At 36.4% G+C, this 18545-nt stretch carries 21 protein-coding genes; 5 read left to right on the forward strand and 16 right to left on the reverse strand.

All coding sequences use genetic code 11. The annotated features are described in order from the left end of the window. Positions 1–67 precede the first annotated feature (67 nt). Positions 68–505: a VOC family protein gene (locus tag DZB84_RS15335; protein WP_116353146.1), complete on the reverse strand. Its 438-nt coding sequence runs from the start codon at positions 503–505 to the stop codon at positions 68–70. A gap of 310 nt (positions 506–815) precedes the next feature. On the opposite strand from DZB84_RS15335, the gene DZB84_RS15340 reads away from it, so the two are divergent. Together DZB84_RS15340 and DZB84_RS15345 are read left to right on the forward strand one after the other, a co-directional pair. Continuing rightward, positions 816–1340 carry a GNAT family N-acetyltransferase gene (locus tag DZB84_RS15340; RefSeq protein WP_411266269.1) on the forward strand — a complete coding sequence of 175 codons (525 nt, stop codon included), beginning with the start codon at positions 816–818 and terminating at the stop codon, positions 1338–1340. A gap of 238 nt (positions 1341–1578) precedes the next feature. Next, positions 1579–1890, forward strand: coding sequence for a hypothetical protein (locus DZB84_RS15345; RefSeq protein WP_116353147.1), 312 nt, complete (start codon positions 1579–1581; stop codon positions 1888–1890). A 257-nt stretch (positions 1891–2147) separates the two neighbouring features. On the opposite strand, the gene DZB84_RS15350 is transcribed toward DZB84_RS15345, so the two are convergent. The 4 genes from DZB84_RS15350 to DZB84_RS15365 form a co-directional block, all read right to left on the reverse strand. Continuing rightward, complete coding sequence (locus DZB84_RS15350; RefSeq protein WP_116353148.1) at positions 2148–2492, reverse strand: MmcQ/YjbR family DNA-binding protein; 345 nt, start codon at positions 2490–2492, stop codon at positions 2148–2150. A gap of 97 nt (positions 2493–2589) precedes the next feature. Continuing rightward, the gene (locus DZB84_RS15355) at positions 2590–3291 is read right to left on the reverse strand and encodes a class I SAM-dependent methyltransferase (RefSeq protein WP_116353149.1); all 702 of its coding nucleotides are present in this window, start codon (positions 3289–3291) and stop codon (positions 2590–2592) included. Between the two features lie 82 nt (positions 3292–3373). Then, positions 3374–3835: a GNAT family N-acetyltransferase gene (locus DZB84_RS15360; protein ID WP_116353150.1), complete on the reverse strand. Its 462-nt coding sequence runs from the start codon at positions 3833–3835 to the stop codon at positions 3374–3376. 603 nt (positions 3836–4438) lie between these two features. Next, a complete protein-coding gene (locus tag DZB84_RS15365) occupies positions 4439–5011 on the reverse strand; it encodes a hypothetical protein (RefSeq protein ID WP_116353151.1) in 573 nt (190 codons plus the stop codon). 186 nt (positions 5012–5197) lie between these two features. On the opposite strand from DZB84_RS15365, the gene DZB84_RS15370 reads away from it, so the two are divergent. After that, entirely contained in the window at positions 5198–6622 is a 1425-nt protein-coding gene (locus DZB84_RS15370) for a PQQ-dependent sugar dehydrogenase (protein WP_116353281.1), read from the forward strand. A gap of 40 nt (positions 6623–6662) precedes the next feature. Here DZB84_RS15370 and DZB84_RS15375 read toward each other — a convergent pair whose 3' ends face one another. The 5 genes from DZB84_RS15375 to DZB84_RS15395 form a co-directional block, all read right to left on the reverse strand. Next, positions 6663–7478, reverse strand: coding sequence for an undecaprenyl-diphosphate phosphatase (locus DZB84_RS15375; RefSeq protein WP_116353152.1), 816 nt, complete (start codon positions 7476–7478; stop codon positions 6663–6665). 52 nt (positions 7479–7530) lie between these two features. Further along, positions 7531–7938, reverse strand: coding sequence for a GNAT family N-acetyltransferase (locus tag DZB84_RS15380; protein ID WP_116353282.1), 408 nt, complete (start codon positions 7936–7938; stop codon positions 7531–7533). A gap of 313 nt (positions 7939–8251) precedes the next feature. Then, entirely contained in the window at positions 8252–8674 is a 423-nt protein-coding gene (fosM, locus tag DZB84_RS15385; RefSeq protein ID WP_116353153.1) for a FosM family fosfomycin resistance protein, read from the reverse strand. Between the two features lie 305 nt (positions 8675–8979). Further along, on the reverse strand, positions 8980–9711 hold the full coding sequence (locus tag DZB84_RS15390; RefSeq protein ID WP_116353154.1) for a polysaccharide deacetylase family protein: 732 nt from the start codon (positions 9709–9711) through the stop codon (positions 8980–8982). A 347-nt stretch (positions 9712–10058) separates the two neighbouring features. Next, positions 10059–10469 (reverse strand): GNAT family N-acetyltransferase, encoded by a 411-nt coding sequence (locus DZB84_RS15395; protein WP_116353155.1) that lies wholly within the window; start codon positions 10467–10469, stop codon positions 10059–10061. A 303-nt stretch (positions 10470–10772) separates the two neighbouring features. Between DZB84_RS15395 and DZB84_RS15400 the strand changes: the two genes are divergently transcribed. Continuing rightward, entirely contained in the window at positions 10773–11321 is a 549-nt protein-coding gene (locus DZB84_RS15400; protein ID WP_116353156.1) for a DUF3231 family protein, read from the forward strand. Positions 11322–11469: 148 nt separating this feature from the next. Here the strand turns inward: DZB84_RS15400 and DZB84_RS15405 are convergent, their stop codons facing one another. The 4 genes from DZB84_RS15405 to DZB84_RS15420 form a co-directional block, all read right to left on the reverse strand. Next, on the reverse strand, positions 11470–12486 hold the full coding sequence (locus tag DZB84_RS15405; RefSeq protein ID WP_116353157.1) for a DUF3231 family protein: 1017 nt from the start codon (positions 12484–12486) through the stop codon (positions 11470–11472). A gap of 148 nt (positions 12487–12634) precedes the next feature. Further along, on the reverse strand, positions 12635–13828 hold the full coding sequence (locus tag DZB84_RS15410; RefSeq protein WP_116353158.1) for a Ger(x)C family spore germination protein: 1194 nt from the start codon (positions 13826–13828) through the stop codon (positions 12635–12637). Further along, entirely contained in the window at positions 13825–14928 is a 1104-nt protein-coding gene (locus DZB84_RS15415) for a GerAB/ArcD/ProY family transporter (RefSeq protein ID WP_116353159.1), read from the reverse strand. Before DZB84_RS15415 ends, DZB84_RS15410 begins: the two co-directional genes overlap by 4 nt. Then, positions 14921–16540 carry a spore germination protein gene (locus DZB84_RS15420; RefSeq protein ID WP_116353160.1) on the reverse strand — a complete coding sequence of 540 codons (1620 nt, stop codon included), beginning with the start codon at positions 16538–16540 and terminating at the stop codon, positions 14921–14923. Before DZB84_RS15420 ends, DZB84_RS15415 begins: the two co-directional genes overlap by 8 nt. A 388-nt stretch (positions 16541–16928) precedes the next feature. Between DZB84_RS15420 and DZB84_RS15425 the strand changes: the two genes are divergently transcribed. Further along, on the forward strand, positions 16929–17105 hold the full coding sequence (locus DZB84_RS15425; RefSeq protein WP_223254469.1) for an aspartyl-phosphate phosphatase Spo0E family protein: 177 nt from the start codon (positions 16929–16931) through the stop codon (positions 17103–17105). 222 nt (positions 17106–17327) lie between these two features. On the opposite strand, the gene DZB84_RS15430 is transcribed toward DZB84_RS15425, so the two are convergent. Together DZB84_RS15430 and DZB84_RS15435 are read right to left on the reverse strand one after the other, a co-directional pair. Then, positions 17328–17939 carry an FMN-binding negative transcriptional regulator gene (locus DZB84_RS15430; RefSeq protein WP_116353161.1) on the reverse strand — a complete coding sequence of 204 codons (612 nt, stop codon included), beginning with the start codon at positions 17937–17939 and terminating at the stop codon, positions 17328–17330. An 88-nt stretch (positions 17940–18027) separates the two neighbouring features. Further along, positions 18028–18426, reverse strand: a complete 399-nt coding sequence (locus DZB84_RS15435) for a VOC family protein (protein WP_116353162.1) — start codon at positions 18424–18426, stop codon at positions 18028–18030. Between the last annotated feature and the right edge of the window lie 119 nt (positions 18427–18545).

Consider the following 18545-nt stretch of genomic DNA (forward strand, 5'->3'; position numbering starts at 1 on the left):
GCATCCTTTAGTTGAACAAAAAAGTGATTTATTATTTAGATATGTGAAAACGAGTTTAAGATTATTACTAAATTTCTCGCATAGAACCTAATACGATATTGTATCCATCAGGGTCTTTTATGCAGGTATTTTTAAACTCCCATTTGCCGTGTGTACCTGTAAATGGCTCGGCTGCAATCTTTCCACCTTTTCCTCGAATTTCTTCAACTAGGGAGTCCAAGTCATCCCAACTAACATGAATAAACGTGTCCCATCCAAATTCTGGACCTTCCCAATTTGTAGGATAATCTAAACGCTTTTTTGATATAGCGTTTGGTCGTACATCTTCTGGGGAAATTGACTGTTGAAGAATAATAGTCATTCCGTCTCGCTCCGCGTGCCCCCAATCATCAATTTTACATCCAAGTACATCACGGTAATATTCCTGCGATACATTAAAATTGGAGACTAAACGTACTTGAATAGTTTGCCCTAACTTCCCTTTCCTTTGTTGTTTAAGTTCCACCCTTTCTCACTCCTATTAATGAATTTTTGACTGTTTGGCTAAATTAATAATTTCTATAAACTTCAATAACCTCCTCCTTTGTCTATGAAACAATTGTACGACATTCAATAGCCTACGTTTATATTTGTTATTCAACAAAAGAACCCTTGTCTTCAGTATGATTTGCCATCGTATTTAAAAAATAAATTGACTAAAAAAATGTATATCTATAAAATATAAGTCATTAGTATTTTGAATTGTTAGATATTTTACCAACCACTACAGTACAGTACAGTACAGTCAGGCATACAAACAAGGGGTGTGTGACATTTTGGAACAAAGAAATATCCCAGAAGTAAGGATTGAACCATGGGTTGAAAACGATCTCAATTTACTTCATCTTCTAAATGCTCCTGAGATGACAGTACACTTTGGAGGTCCCGAGACAGAGGAAAAAGTCATAGCTCGTCATAATCGTTACTGTGAGATCGCAGAAAAGGGAACTGGACGTATGTTTAAGATTCTTTTACTTCCAAATCTCGAAGCCGTTGGTAGTGTCGGCTATTGGGATACGGTTTGGCAGGGTAAACCTGTTTATGAGATAGGTTGGAGTGTTTTAGCATCATATCAAGGCAGAGGGATAGCTACGAATGCAACAGCCAAAGCCATTGCTACTATTGATTCTGAAAAGAAGCATAGTTTCATTCATGCTTTCCCTAAAATCACCAACCCCGCTTCTAATGCAATTTGCCGCAAGCTCGGTTTCTCGCTTATCGGTGAATGTGATTTTGAATATCCCATTGGTAGTTTAATAAGATGTAATAACTGGGTGTTAGCAGTTAGTGAAAATGAATAATAGATTTCATAAACTACCTGCAAAGTCCAAAAGGAATAAACTTCTCTTGTGCTTATCCTTAAAGGGTTAATCCTCTTAGATCACCGCACTTATTAGTTGAATAACTGCTTACATTTGTATCCGATTTTCCTTATTAAATGTATGGTTCTGTTAAAGAATTATGTTGGAATTGATTATTTCACTGCAGTATTGGTTATTACAAAAAATATCATTTTATATTTAGTGCGGAGGATTATAGATGATTATACATTGGATTTCCTTATTCATTGTTATATGCTTCTTAGCGTTCTCATATTATAAACGATATTCGCTTAAAACAAGACTATCCTATTTAGGTGCACTTTTTTTATTATCATTCATTATGGTACTTCCTATATTTGGACTTTCATTTTTCACATTAATTGGGATGTTTTTTCTTGAGAAGATATGGGTTTTATTGGCGGCAATATTACTTATTGAGGCAGCGATAAACAAGAATGGTAAAATAGTTAGATTTATTTTTGCGGTTGTTTCCATTGTTATTTACTTTTTTATCCGAAAGTTCATTTAAAAGTCCAATAAGAATTCTGGTATGTTAGCTTAACAACTTAAATCAAAAAAGCGTTAATCCTTCCTGAATTTACTTATATAAAGGAGCTGATTAAGTGGATGTTATTATTGGAATTTTACGTGTAATTGGCGATTTCGCAGCAGCTGTTGCAACTGCTGCTATAAGCAAATTTCATGATAAAAAATGAACAAAAAATGAATTTCCCTTATTTGGGTTATCTGTTTAAATTAGACCATTTTTCCTCTAGAAATTTGAAACTACCTTGCCTTATATTTTTGCTTCGTTAGATGATAGCTACGTCCAATCAGATCATATATAATTCCCTCTGGAATGGTACCATCAAGAATAATGGAATTCCAATGATCTTTATTAAAATGAAAAGCAGGAACTATTGAAGAATAATTCTGTCGATAGAAATCCAACCAATCGGGTTCACATTTCAGGTTAATCCAAATATGGTCCTCTTTTTTAAATATCCATGCGAAAACTTTATTGTTTTCTTTATGTCGCATTAATGTCCAGTTTTTATCATTAAATGGATAATCTTCATAAGTGTTTTCCAAGTTCAAACAGTATTCAATTACTTCTTTTCTCGTTTTCAATTTTCACACCTCTTCAACATTCACGTGTGCAATCCTTTCTAAATACAAGGTAACTGATTAACTCAATTCAATAGGTCGAACAACGCTATTTTTCACTTTAATTTTTTATTTGCATCAAGCTTGTCCAGAGAAAGTCTTCTCCTAATACGTCATTTGGTTGTATAATCTTTTTCATTTTCCTAAATTCCTTAATGGTAAAATCCGTTTCAAATATTTCTCTTAGTCTCTCTTCCCTATAGCCTATTCCTCTTTTTAGGCTTTTCTCTTTATACACATCCCAATCGGATGTGGCCAATGCTCCATCTGTATTAAAACAAACAAGTGCAAAATGTCCGTCTGGCTTTAAAGCTCTTTTTATGATTTCGATGTAGGTTAAACGTCTATGGGGGGCTAAATGATGAAATAGTCCACATTCATATATAAAATCATAAGAATGTGGCTCGAATTCAAAGTCAAAAAGAGATGTGCAGTGAAAATCAATATTTACTCCTTCCGCATCCGCTCTTTCCTTTCCCCAATTTATTGCGTTTTCGGCAATATCTAAAGCATCTACTTTACAACCGTTTTTAGCCATATAAATCGCATTTCTCCCGGGTCCACATCCCACTTCCAACACACGTCTAGGAGCAAGTCCGGTATTAAAGTACTCTACTAAATTCTCATCAGGTCCATTTACCTTAAAAAAAGGAATCTCCTTGGTTCGATCCTCATAAAAATGTTCCCAAAACTCCTTTGGCTCTCGTAAAAAGTCATCCAACATTTCTAATAAATCATCATAATTTAAGATCGCTTTCTTCACCAAACTTCCCCCTTTAAACATTCACTTAACCACCCATGATTAGTAGAGCATTTGCTAACAAATATGCCGCGAAGCCGGTATTTTAAGAAGGGAAATACTCCATGGGCTCCGTACAATGAACGTATCCATTTTTCTGATAATAATGAATCGATTCATCGCTTGGCCATACAATAACAAATTCAAAATTGTTTTCTTTAATCCATTCATTGATTGTGCTTATCACTTTACTTCCAATACCCGCATTTCTATATTCTGGAACGGTATAAACATTTGTCATATAAGCAAATGGATAGGTTGTTCTACCTGGGCGTGGAACTTTTTGAATCAATTCTATGTAAATATGAGAAGTAATTTTCCCATGATCCTCCGCAACCCAGATGAACCATTGACCACTATTCATTGCTTTCTCTAAAAATAGTTGACATTCCTTTTCAAAGTCATCGTATGATTCATTCTTTTTACTTTCATCATACTCAATTGTGAAATCCCAACGCATCCTTATTAATTGTTTAATATCTTTTGTCTCAGCAAGTCTTATTTCCATTGATAAATTCCTTTCCGTAATCTACTCTTCTGAATAACAGTCTTGCCCTTAAACACCTATATTTCACCTATTTCGACATAAGAGCTTTCTAGCTTAACTTTAACATAATTTGCCAAATAATCCTTATAAAATATAAGGCTATTTTCTAAATGATTGTTATTAATAACTTAAAGTTTATTGGTGGAACTAGGGTGATTTCCGCTTCTGGCACTCGCTTTCCGCGGGCGATCCTCAAGCCTCCTCAGGCCTACACGATGTAGGTCACGAAGCCGTTGCCACAGGACGTGGCGCTCTTAGGCTTCGAACATTAATTTCTCACTGCGGGGTCTCGCTTGGCTCGTTATTCCCGCAGGACGTTGAGTTTTCTTCCTTGAAACTACACCGCACGAAGAAAATGCCTGCATTTTCGAGGATCTCGCGCCATACGCTCCAATCACTAGAGAGAACACCTATGTGTCTAATAATATACCTATTAATATCTATAACAAAAACTACAAAGTTTGCGAAAATAGCAAAAAATAAAGACCATCCTATGAATGATCTCTGAATTTCTGACTCTTTAGATGAAGAAGTTTGATTTTGCTCATGTTGCTTTTTCCCCCCCTATCTTCGGGTAAAAAATGCATGGAGGACTTTAAAAGCAGAGATGCTCACTTTTTTCCAAATCCAGCTATACAATAAGGAAAAGGAAAACGTCCCGAGAATTACTATACTATTAAAATGAGATGTTACCGATGGTCCCAGTATTGGAAACTTTACTACATATAATAAAAAACTTATTCCTAGTGTCAAACATAGTCCCGCAAATAGAATAATAAATAGGCTTTTCTTTACATACTTAAGACCAATACCTAAACTGAGTCCTAATAAGCCTGTAGTAAATATGAACACCAATAGCTCACTTGGTTGGAGCAGGGCTAATAGAAAAATAGTTACGAAGTATGTCATCACACCTATTCTGATTGACATGAGGCTAGCAAGCACAAGAGGACCCGTGCTCATCATGCTTAGGACATAACCAATACCCGTAAATATACCCGCTGATTGAAAAATAACGGCTAATGAACCTAAAATAGCACCGACAACAATCCGCGTTGTCTTAGTATACCTATCAATTGATGGAATTAGTTCCTCTCCCCACACACTAGATGTTACTTTTTTGAAAAATGACCTCATCTTACACCCCCATAATAGGTAAATGCAGGTAGGAAGAAGATTATGCCAGAAATTGAATAAAGATAACTTGTCCTTTTTTCAGGAACATTCCAAGTCTTTGAGATGCTGCACCCCAAATAGGTACTATTAGAACCTTCCTAATCATATTCTGATAAAAGAATACGATGAGAAGGGGTGTAAAGTTTGTTGAGAAAAGTTAAAGTTCGTTTACGTCCCGTAGTAAATCGGATCAATTTACCCACTGTTATAAAATCCACTATACTTCCAGGTGACCTCACCGAAAGACTATTTATTGCAACACAGGTTGGAGAAATCTTTTACATAGGAAACGGTGAAATTAGACTTTTTTTAGATATTCGCTCCCGAACTCTAAAACTAGGTACTTCTGAACCTGGTGTATCTGGTCGTGGATATGATGAACGTGGATTGCTAGGACTAGCGTTTCATCCCCGATTTTTTAACAACGGTTTGTTTTATCTTCATTATTCAGTGGCTGGCACACAAGGTCCAGGTGCTCTTTCTGAATCTTTCAAACCGAACCCGTGTGATCCTAAAACGTTAAACCTAAGGTGGACAAATAGAGACACTCAATATGATCATATTGATACGGTTGAAGAATGGATTTTACAATCGAATGGTCAACCTCAAAAACGACGGACGTTACTTAACCTAAGAAGACCATTTTTTAATCATAATGGTGTCAATAGCTTAAACTTTTCACCTGAAACAGGAAAGCTTGTTTTAACAACCGGAGATGGTGGATTAGGCTATGACCCGTTTAATTTAAGTCAAGATGAAATGGAAATCGCGGGTAAAATCATTGAAATTGATGTTGAGATACATACATCTATTGATACTCCACCCGTCGTCACACGTTTTGATGAACTACCGGTACCTATTCAGGAAACACTTACGCTCATGGCCAAAGGCGTTCGCAACATACCAGGGATTTCGTTTCAAAGGCATCAACATCAATATATAAAATATGTGGGGAATGTCGGACAGGATTTAGTAGAATCGATTTTTTCATTCATTCATTACAAACCAATCCCAGTTACTCAAATTGTGCGACAAGGGGACATGTCAACTAATCAAGATGGATTTATAAATTTTGGATGGCGAGGGTGGGAAGGTGCTTTTCCTACTTCGATGATAAGAAGCTGCACTGAAAATCAAAAGTTGGATGAAAAAGTGGTTGCTTATTACCATGAAGCCATACAAACTTCAGTGAGGCGAATTCATCCATTAACTAGTTATTTTCATAAAGATGCACGCTCCGATAAGTTTGCGGGAACTGCACTTACAGGTGTCCAACCATATATGGGGAAAGGAATCCCTTCTCTAACGGGAAGTGTGGTGTTTACCGACATTGCCCGGAAGGAGGAATCTCTAACTCCGGTAAGAGGTGCTTTAGCTTATACGACGGTAAGACCAGATTGTAAGCTAAGTGATTTTCAAGTGATCGAAATTGACTATGATTTTGGTCCTCAATCTGCTTATTACGTAAGCTTGGGAACGAATCTAGACCAAACTAGATTATTTTTAGGCGTTTATGGTTCAATGAATGTAAGTGAATTAAACCAAGGTACTGTATTTGAGCTGATTCCATGATTTTTAGCAGGTGTTATTTTAACACCTGCTTTTGTGTTTTTTAGAAGAAGATTAGCAGCAATGCACCAACGATGAAACAATAGTAGGTGAAATAAACTAGTTTTCCGTTCTTCATAATTCCCATAAACCATCTCATCGCAAAATAAGTCATGAAAAGTGTTGCGATAAATGCTGCTAAATATGGAACGGCCAAGTCAGCTTTATTCGATTCATTCATAAAATCGGAAAAGCCAAGTATAACCCCTCCGACACTTACTGGAATATACAACATAAATGAAAATCGAAGCGCAGTTTCTTGTTTCATTCCAACAGCAATCGATGAAATAATGGTTGCACCAGAGCGACTAATTCCGGGAGTTAAGGCAACAGCCTGACCTAAACCTACAATGAACGCATCTTTCCATGTGAGATTACGGTCTTCTTTATACCCTTTCATATTCCGAATCAACCACAGGGCAATCCCTGTTACGAATAACATCAACGCAATTGTTGTCATACTGACATTTTCTGCGATATAATCACTTAGCAAAAAACCAAGGACTCCAGCAGGAATCGTTCCAACCACGATATAGCAAGCAAAGAGAAAGTCGCTTTTAAAACGCTGTTCTCTCGTTTTCAAATAATTAATTGTATTCATGATAAGCCTTGCAATATCTTGCCTGTAGATAAATACGATCGCTAGTAGTGAAGCGGTATTTGTTAAGATAGCAAAAGTAAATCCTTGTTCACCAAGACCCAGTAATTCACTGGCAATCATGACATGGCCACTAGACGACACAGGAATAGGTTCTGTAAAACCTTGAACGATTCCTATAATAATCATTTTAAGTATATATATAAACTCCGATTCTCCCATTTTGTCCTCCACATTCAAACTCAAAAGTTTGTTATTTCTGTCGCTTAGTATATCATCGCTTCCTACTTTTTGTCATACCAATGGAGAATTTCGTAAACCCTAATTCTGTATAGTAGGGCTCCAAACCTTCTACACACATCAGTTGAGGAATCACTTTATTTTGCTCACAATGGTTTACGATTCGGTTTACTATTTCTCTCCCAATTCCTTTGGACTGATAACTTGGCAAAACACCCACTCCACAAATTATTGCGGTAATAACACCATCAGAAATGACACGTCCCATACCTACTAATTGTTCACCCTCAAAAGCATAGACTGCATACCAACTCTGTATACACATTCTTTCTAAATCATGAACGCTTAACTTTAAGGAATTCCAACCTAGAGACTCGTATAAATTCCATAATTGCTCGAAATCTTCTGGGGGCTGTATCGTATACTCGATCTTTTTTTTCACATAAGCACCTCCATTTTCAAAAAACAAGGCACATTTCCAATGATTGTTGCTTTTAAAACATAGCGTAATTTCCGCTCCTGATACTCGCTTTCCGCGGGCGATCCGCAAGCCTCCTCGCTTCACTGCAGGGTCTCGCTTGGCTCGCTATTCCCGCAGGACGTTGAGTTTGCTTCCTTGAAACTACACCGCACGAAGAAAATGCCTGCATTTTCGAGGATCTCGTACCATCCGCTGAAATTACAGGAAGGCTAATATACTATGTCCTTTCACACAATCATATCCAAAACAAAACCATACTTACACAAGTAAATCACTAACTATAAAACTCCATATGTGATTTTTCCGCTTTGTAATAATCTAGCCTGTCTTGTAAAGTACCTGTATGAAATTCAAACTTATGTCCGTCAGGGTCTGTAAAGTAAATTGATTTTTTATCTCTTTCGTCCCTTGTACGACCTGGTAGAATGTTTACATTCAGTTTCTTTAGTTTATGGTACATCTGATCAAAATCTTTTTCTTCTATCGTAAATGCTATATGTGTGTATGATTGGCTAATCTCATTACGAGGAATATCTCTTTCCACATTAAGGGCGAGCCATATCCCATTTAAATCAAAATAGGCAGTGCTTCTTCCCTTTACTAACAACTTTGCATCGAATACATTCTTATAAAATTCAATGGAATCTTCTAAATTTGAAACTGAAAATAAAAAATGATTAAGACCTTTTACTGACACCCTATCACCTCATTTTTAGACTTTTTTTATCTTATCATGCACTTGTATTGCCTTTGGGTGATTCAGTTAGAACAAATACAAGTAATCCATTAGAGGTAAAGTGATCGGAACAATAACAAGTGTTGTAATGTACCTCATACCTTTATTCTATTATTAAATACATTAGTTGAAGAGTCACTTCATTTTTCTCATTGTGACAAAAATGTTAGATAGAACGGTTATTTGTAAGAAGAATCGATGGTGACCTTACGTCCAATCTTATTAGATCAAAAAGAAAAAACGATTACCCGATATCGTAATCGCCTTCATTTTCCTTCAACGATCCTTGCAAAGTCATCAAGAGTGGTTGAATACTTGATATAGATTCGTGGTAAAAGATAGACTTCGTCTTTTATGCCTTTCTCGGAAAAAGTTTTAGGAGTTGTCGTAAGTCCAAATAAATAGTATTTTTTCGTTTCTGCTACGACCTTGTTACTGAAATTGCCGTACGGATATGCAAGAGCAATAACTGGTTTGCCCGTTATTGTTTGAATTTTTTCTTTAGAACCTTTCAGTTCATATTCATAATTTGTTATTTTCGTCAAATCAGGATGGGTGGCTGTATGAGACTGGATGGAGAAAATCCCCGAATCAGCCAGCATTTTTAAATCCGATTTTGATAACCGGTTGGAGCGACCGATAAAGTCAGAAATAACAAAAATGGTTCCAGATGGTTTAAAATGTTCGTTAGTAAGTTTTTGAAAAATATCAAATGCATTCACATTGTTTTTGTACCCATCATCAAAGGTAATGAAAATGGGTTTGTTTACTTTATCAAAGTCTTGCCATCGCTCAAAAGTTAATAATGTGTAACCACGGTCTCTCAAATAAATCATCTGTTTCTCGAAATTTTCCGGTGTTACATATAACTCCTTAGAACCTTTCCCTTTATACTCTTCAATTGAATGATAGACTAAAATAGGAACTTGGCTTTGAGCCAAAACTTGTGATGGAAAAATGAATAGAATACATAAGAAAAACATTGCTACCTGTTTCATAATACTCCTCGCTTTATGTCCTTTTTATTCCTTTTCAACCTTTATTGTTCCTTAAAAACATAGGACTATTATGACAAATTATTCGGTTTGAAATTCTAGATCATTTTGTTATTTTGATTTGATATCATATCGGAGCATGAAAACGATTCATCCTGAACTAAACAACGCAGCTTAGGAATGGGATAATCCCTAACAACGTATGCTTAACTTCACCTTTTGAGGAGACCCCAATTGACAAAAGTATACTTTAACAACCGAATTAGTGGTAAAACTTCAAAAGAAAAACGTTGCATCAATTATCGATGCAACGTTTTTTGTATTTTATTTCTATTCTTTGAATAAATCCCCTAACTCAACCTCGCAAATGCCACTAATGATCCCTGATCACAAGATTCGAAACCATTCTTTTCATAAAAATGTCTTACATCAGGGGCTTCTTCGGTTAATAAAACTTTTTGACGAACATTTTTATATTTCTTCAGAACCTGTTGCATCAGTTGAGTAGCAATTCCTTGATTTTGATAAGCATTTAACACAAGAATATCTTGAATATAGATAATTGTTAATCCATCACCGATTATACGTATTAATCCAATTAATTCTTCGCCATTCCAAGCAGTTACAACTTCTAATGACTGCTCTATTGCCTGTTGAAGAACTTCTAAATCTTGTGTATAAGCATACCATTCTACATCATTATATAATATCTCTAGTTGTTCTCTATTTATATTTTTACTATTAGTAAAATTAATTTCCACTCATTTTCCTCCTCAAAATATCTTATTTTGAAGAGTTGATCCATAATTTATCCACTGTCTTATGCCTCCTTTTAGTATATAAAAGAATGTTGTTATATTACTATTTCGACATTGTTCATTATTATCCTGCTTAGATTGAAACAGTAATTAAAGACCTATTTACACTTGCCCCTGATTTTTTAATCGTTTATTCAGATATAATTGAAACTAAAATACTCCTTACCTGTTTATCTTTTTTGAATTAAATCCCAGTTATTTGGTAATTATAATTTACGATGACATTTTATTTGTGGAGGTAATACAATGACAAATCCATTAGAGTCCGTATTATCAATCATAAAGAACTTTGTAGATGATGAGCCAAAACCTCCTCTACACGTTGGTGAAGTAATGGACCTATGGACTGCTTATACTGCATTTAATGAAGCACATATTCTATATCAAGTTGGATTAAATTCAACTACTGATACGGATTTAATTCACGCTTTACAATCCGCATTTCATTCTAGTGAAGCTGATACAAAAAAAATTGAAAGTTTTCTAATAAAGGAAGGAGTTCCCTTACCACCCTTAAATTCACCTAAACCCGTTTCAAACCCAGGTTCAGTTCCTGAAGGCGTAAGACTCACTGATGATGAATTAGCAAATTTAATATCAGTTAAAATAGCCACGTCAATTACCTTTTGCGCACAAGCAATGAGTAAAACGATTAGAACGGACGTTGGGCTGTTATTCTTTGAAATACAGATAAATCTTATGAGGTATGCAGCACCATTTAAAAACATGATGAAAAAACGTGGTTGGTTAAAAATACCCCCAAAGTACCATCCTCCGGGTTTGCCAGAAAAATAACCTTTCTCTGGGTGGGGCACTTCTATTTATTGTTGGACCCTTTTATTTAAAGTCCTTTTTTTACATAAATCAGAAAGGTTCGTTTCATCATTCCTAAAATATAAAACAAGCCCTTCTGTTAATAGGCAGAAGGACTTAAGCATGTAGATTATTTCTGTTTTCTTATTAATTCATCCCGATCGGGTACCATTGGAGGCTGTTCCATCCAGCCATTTTTTATCAAGATATTGGCTCCATCTTCAGAATACAGTTGAACCTCTAGAGATAGCCTGTTATACATTGAAGCAAGATCCGCTCTAGGACTTTGGCTGACAGCTGTACCGTAATATCCAACACTCATGGAAATCAAGCCAGATGTCAGGAACATCATGAGTTTATCAGAAAAAGTTTTGGTGGTACTATTTGTTATTTCTGAATCCCACCCCATCGGTACAGGGAGTTTACTTTCCTCTAACTTCCCTCTAAATAATTTAATGTGTTTATTTCCTATTTCTAAACCTTTTAAAAAGAATTTTTTAACATCCTTATCCTGTGCAACCTGACTAAATCCAGTGAGTACAGCTACTCCAAGGGCATTTCTTTGCAGATTCGCAAATAAATTAGCGACTTCCGCAGCAATTAACGGTCTTTTTTCTCCTAAAACATCAAACATAAACCATTGCTTTTTCACGAATTCAATCTTTTCTAAATTAGGAAGGCTGGGAGATCGTATAAGTAATCCTTTGGATAATAATAAATCCGTAGAGCGTTTATATAATTCCATTGTTTCCGTGAGGCAGTCCATGTAATAAGCTTTTATGTCATTTCTTACAGAGGTTGCTACTGCTGCTCCATATAAGGTAAGACCGACTTTTGACATCTGGTTCATATAATTCAACACAAAACCGTCTGAATATAATCTTGGAGCGGTTAAATCAACATCTTCTTCCATTTTAAAACCATAAGGAACTACATGTTCTTCCTCAGTCAATATAGCAGCAATTATTTCTATGTGTGATGTAGATAAGCCCAGAGCAAATTCAATGATAGATTTGATCTCTTCATCCTCCGCTTTTTTCAAGAAGTATGCCAGGACACATTTGCTACCACTATCATTTAAGTATTGCACCCAAAGCTGCGCTATCTCACCGGCAGTTAACCTTATCTGGGTTCCCTTTTCCTTCATAAGTAACCTCCAAAGTTGAAATACTATAAATACCATCCCCATAAATTACCTTTAATATGTATGAATGGTAATCCTTTTATAAAATAAACCAGAAATACTCGTAGTCATTTTTTATTGACCTATCAGCCTGCACCGTTGTAATTGCTCTCTACTCCCAATTCATCCCAGTCCGCCGGATTGTATAGTCAAAAGTCACTTTAATATCCATGTCTTTGTAAATGTCAGACCACTTTTCATCGGTTTTTACTTCCTCGTCCCAATATGTTCCGAATTTGGCTCTGACTCTAGCGCCTAGACCAAGGATATCTGCCCCGTGCTCCTGAAGCTCCTTGATTAATTCGCTGCTGACTTCATCCATTTTTTGATTGGCTGCTTTTTCGATTTGCTTCATTTTGTCGCCACTTAAGGTTACATCGATGGCTTCCTCAATAATGGCATCTATTTCTACATGAATTGTTGCTCTTGGTATTCCGTTTTTTACATCAACTTTTATTTTAGGGTTTCGTTCTTGAGTTTGAATCGTGTAAACACTCTTATCATCTAACGAAATACTTAAAGGGTAACCGCCGGAGGCTTTCTCTTTCATATCCATAAAGGCACCTATTTCAATCGGGGATGTTAGACCAACCATTTTTTCACCTCGAAAATATGCGATTCCATCCACCATAATTCGATCATTGTTAATGACTTTTACCCCCGGCAGTACTGGGTCAATCCCTTTATCTAAAACATCTATCCAAAAGTTCCCGAGATATTCCCTTGGTAGCTTTCCAAAACGTACCGCATTATCTAATGTATCTGCTAAATAAAGTGCTGGTACTGTTTCAAGTGGTGGTGCTGTTCTCAAAACTTTTGCCGCATCTTTTTTATTAACAGCCATCCAGGCTGTTCTTCGGACCTCGTTATCACGCTTTAAAAATTCACTTATATCCTTAATCCCCTTCTTCGCAACTTCATCAGAAACCACAATAATCTGTAGATGCCCAAGATATAACTTTTCAGCAAGTTGTTGCTGGAGATTGGACATAGCATCCTTTATCGTATGACCATATGTGTCTAATAACCACACTGTTTTCTCAGATCCTTGCCCTCCACCGCCTTCAGGGCCAAGCTTGATTTTTCCAGGTAAAGCGATTTGGGCAGTAACCTTATATAATATATCTTTTTTCCCTTCAGGAAAGTCTCCGTCAAGATGTGTTACCTCTGCTTTATCTTTTCCCTTAGCAAGATCAATTGCCAGTGCCAGTATATTTGCACGGTCCTCCAGTTCGTACCTGTCCCAGCATCCTGTTAAAAAAAGAATTAATACAAGAAGGAGCATAAAAACTCGTATCATTTTCATGCCGAAACTCCTCCTTTTTTACGGAGCTTTGCAATCCCTAAAAGGATCACAGGATATACAATTGTTAACAGAAGGCCATACATTGTTACTAGCAATATATAATCATACATATGATAAATATTTTGTGGAAAAATGGCGATACAAAAAACAACCGGAAAACCTGCTACTGCGATCACCCGGTAATTGTAGTATCGAAAAAGTTCCCCTATTCCGCGAACAATTATAAAATAATAGGATAGAAGTGTCGTAAAAACACCATATATCCAGGAAATAACCAAAATAGCATCCACCCTTGCTAAAATATCACCAGGAACCGTAATCATTTTACCTAGAACTAATGTTGGCCAAATCATTTGAAGAATATCCTCATCTCCAAATACACCCACCGTCATGAACACAATAAAAATGACAATAAAACCGGCTATCAGAAGTCCCCAGACCCCACCTTTCAGACATTTTTCTGGTTGTTTCATATAGGGGATGACCATTGTAATAATGAAAAAGCTTAACATCGACTGTGTAACCGCAATACTTCCTTTTAAAAATTCACTCCAAGTTGGGTCGTTACCCAAGAATGGAGTAATGTGATACACCTCAATGTCTCCAAAGGCTGGAAGTAAGACAAGTGCGAATGGAAAAATGATCAACGGCATATAGAAAAAATGGATATAGGCAAAGGTTGAAACATTTTGAAACCCAGTTGTGGCACATAAGAAAATCATCATAAAAATGGCAATTTGAATGGGTGTAGTTGGTAGAAGTGCGCCTTTTACTACTTCAGCAAATTGTCGCGTTTCAAGCCCCATGTTTATGGTAAAAAGTAGAATGATCATGATACTAAAGATACGACCAATAAATTTTCCTAAGATTATTTCGTTGTATGTAATGAGGGTATGCTTGGGAAATCTTTTTCCCAAATATACAATTGCTAAAAGACCGATGAAAGTAATTCCAACTCCAATTATGCTTGCAAATGGAGCTCCTATCCCCGCTCCCTTGACCACAAATCTCGGAAAGGCGAGCATGGCAACACCAAGAATAGAACTGATTACAATGAATGCCAATTGTACCGATGTAATTTTATCTCCTTGCTTATCCATTGGAATCACCATCCTCTTGACCATTCAATGAAGACTTTGGAATCCTTTCTTCTTTAGGGTCCATCCTTTTTACATCCTGAGGTTTTATCTCTGCTGGCCGATTCTTTAACCATCGAAGTGGAGCGCGAATGAATGAATCTTTCATGCCCGTAAAATTCCCTGGGGCAACAGGTGCCATATACGGAATACCAAAGGACCGTAATGATAGCATATGATTGAGGATGAAAATAACCCCAAACGCTAAACCAAGTAATCCAAAGGTTCCAGCGAGAATGATTAAGGGGAAACGCAGCATCCGAAAAGCTGTAGCTGCATTATACGAAGGTGTCGCGAATGACCCAATCGTTGATAGTGCAATAATGACAACTGTTATTGGACTAACGAATCCAGCCAATACAGCCGCTTGCCCTATAACAAGCACCCCAACAATAGAGAGCGCCCCACCTACCTGTTGAGGCATTCGGACGGTTGCTTCACGTAATATTTCCATCGCTACCTCCATCAAGAGCACTTCAATAAACGCTGGGAAGGGGACCCCAGCACGACCACTTGAGGCAGCAACAACAAATTTCGCTGGAATCATCTCTGGATGATAGGAAAGAACTGTTACATAGAAGGACGAAAACGTTAATGAAAAGATAAGAGACATAAAACGAATCAAGCGAACTGCACTTGTGATCAAGAACCTCTCATTATAATCCTCACTTGTTTGATAAAACTGATTAAAAATTGCAGGTACAACCAATACAAACGGGGAACCATCTACTAATAGTACGATTCTACCTTCTAGTAAATTACCTACTGCTTTATCTGGCCGTTCCGTATTTTGAACCTGTGGAAATGGCGATCGAGGATTATCCTCAATTAACTGCTCAATATATCCAGCATCCAGTATCCGGTCGATATCAATCCGATCTATACGCTTTTTCACCTCATGCAATAACTCTTGGTTTACAATACCCTCCATATAACAAATTCCCACTCTCGTTTTTGTACGCCTACCTACCTCCATGTGTTCTATTCTAAACTCAGGAACAGGTAAACGATAACGTAATAAAGATACATTCGTCATGATTTGTTCAATAAATCCATCACGAGGACCTCGAACCACTCTTTCTGTCTCAGGTTGTGCGAGCCCCCGCTTTTCAGGCTTGAATGCATCAAGTAGGAGAGCTTGTTCGGAACCCTCGATTAAAACGACACATTTCCCTCTCAACAGACCAGACAGTAAAGTTGATAATCTTGACTCGGATGTTCCTGAACAATGATAGAGCACATCTTCCAGTAGGCCGGATGTGAGACTATCAGTATTGAGTGTGGATGGCATGTAGTCCTGACTAAGTCTCGGCTCTTGAAGAGGTTTAATAATATCTCTATCCAATTTTTCTTGATCTACGAGGCTACTCATATAAAGCACGACAGATAGGGTTTCACCAAATAAATGAAACCTTCTCGTTGAAAAATCGATATCCTTTTCGAAAATTCGTTTAAATTCTTCTACTGTGTGTTCGGCATCGCCGCTTATATAAACTCGCATTGATTCTAAGGTTCGGCTCTCAGGTAAGGAGACTTTCTGTTCATGTTTTTCTTGCTTTTTAAAAAATGACGGCATCCTTCTCCCTCCTTCAGTTTGGTATTTTGTGTTAATTGTGTAGTTTCATGTAAAATTCAGGAGAAATAGTACTTTTTTAGGACTTTTGGATTATAAATTGATAAAGAATAGTTTTGTGATTTAAGTATAGGGGGTTAAGGAGTTTCACTTATGTTATAGCGAAATTTTAAAAACGAATAGCAACAAGACTCGGATTCCCTATTCCATAAAATGGTCACTAATGAATAATTTGTAAAGGGGTAGTTATCTTCGTTATCTTTTTGTCACATTCTTTTTAGCTTCTTTTGACTTATTTTGTCGAAGGTCTTTCATTTTTGTTAAGAATTTTGCATAATATTGTTTGGGTTTGTTTTAAGTAAAGCTTTAAATTAATAAAGAGGTGTAAAAATTGTTACAAGAAAGCGCACAACTTAATAGGGAAATTCTTATTTTATCAATAGTCCAAAAAAGAGATGAAATGATTCGTCTTGCTGCTTTAAATGGGGTGTTAAACAGTGAGACCATAAAATGTAGTCAAGAGCTCGATCGTCTATTAAATGCTTTTAAAAAGTATCAAATTCATTAATTTCCTAAAGAGGTGTCCTACGTCAGCATCCACATTTATTTCATTGGTGACACCATTTTCACACCTTTTCCTTTTGACTCCATTCACCTCCTCATATGATTCCACCATACTAACCTACCTTTTTTATAAAGCTAATCCGCTTAATTTACCAAAAAAGCGATAATCCGTTATTTGGACTACCGCTCCCGAAGTTTAACCTATCAACATCTAATCCCATTTCCTTTATTTTTGTAAATTTTTCTTCATTAAGGATGCAATCTTTCTATTATCTTGATGGGAAGTATTTTCTAATTGTTTTATAATTAACTCCTGTCGTTCTACAGGCTGATTTTGACTTAATTTAGCCTTTGCTTCAATTTTTGTCATGTTGATTTTGAATGCTACAATCCCTTTGCTCATTCCTTCGATAAAGTTGGGGTCTACATCACTTAAATTGTATGGACTATCAGGACTTTCATATTTTTTTACCATATCATTTAAAGAATCAAGTATTACTTCTTGATTTTTAATGATCTCCATCTTTCCATATGCATGGATTGATACATAATTCCATGTAGGTACTGCTTTCATTGTTTCATACCAAGAAGGAGAAATATAACAATGAGGACCTTGAAAAATAACAAGAATTTGTTGATTTTCGACATCCTTCCATTGCTCATTTGGACGTGCAAAATGACCGTACAAAGCATGTTCAGATTTGTTTAATACGAGTGGAAGATGGGTAGCGTAAGGTTCTCCATCATGCAGAGAAACTAAATTCGCAAAGCTATAGTTTTCTATAAACTCATAAATTGTGCTTTCATCCTCGATTTTAAACTGTTTGGGTATATACATATTGGTTCACCCTTTCTGTGCTAATTAGCTTGTGAAATTTCAACAAAAAAACATGCTTCTTTTTGTCTATAGCCCTGTTCCTAAAAAACTATTGTGGAGCCACAAGTTCTACTTTTATTCGATCTGGGTCTTCAAAATAAACAGCATAGTGGTCATCTCCCCCAGCAAAAGGATGCTTTTTTGAATACAGAATATTAATTCCTCTTTCTTTTAATTTACTTGTCACTTCATCCACGTGCTGACGTGAACTTGCGTGAAACGCCAAGTGATTAAGACCTACCCGGCATCTATGATACGGAATATCTAAAAACCTGTCCTCTGTTTGTACAAAAACGATGTATGTGTCATCCATTTTCCAACTTCGTCCACTTTCCCAATCTTGAAACGGATTGTAGCCTAATGCTTCAAGAAACCAACCCAAAAAATCGACTGTCCTTTTTATATCTGAAACATATATTTCAATATGATGGAGCAACCCCTTTGCCAATAAAAACACCCTTTCTTTTCCACTATGCTGGTCGTAGTTCCACATACTTATATATCGATGTTATCATACTATTCTAAACACTATTCTAAATAATCTGGTTGAAAAAATAGGCTAGACCC

The organism is Bacillus sp. HNG (genome assembly GCF_003400205.1).
Taxonomy (GTDB): Bacteria; Bacillota; Bacilli; order Bacillales; family Bacillaceae_L; genus Ferdinandcohnia.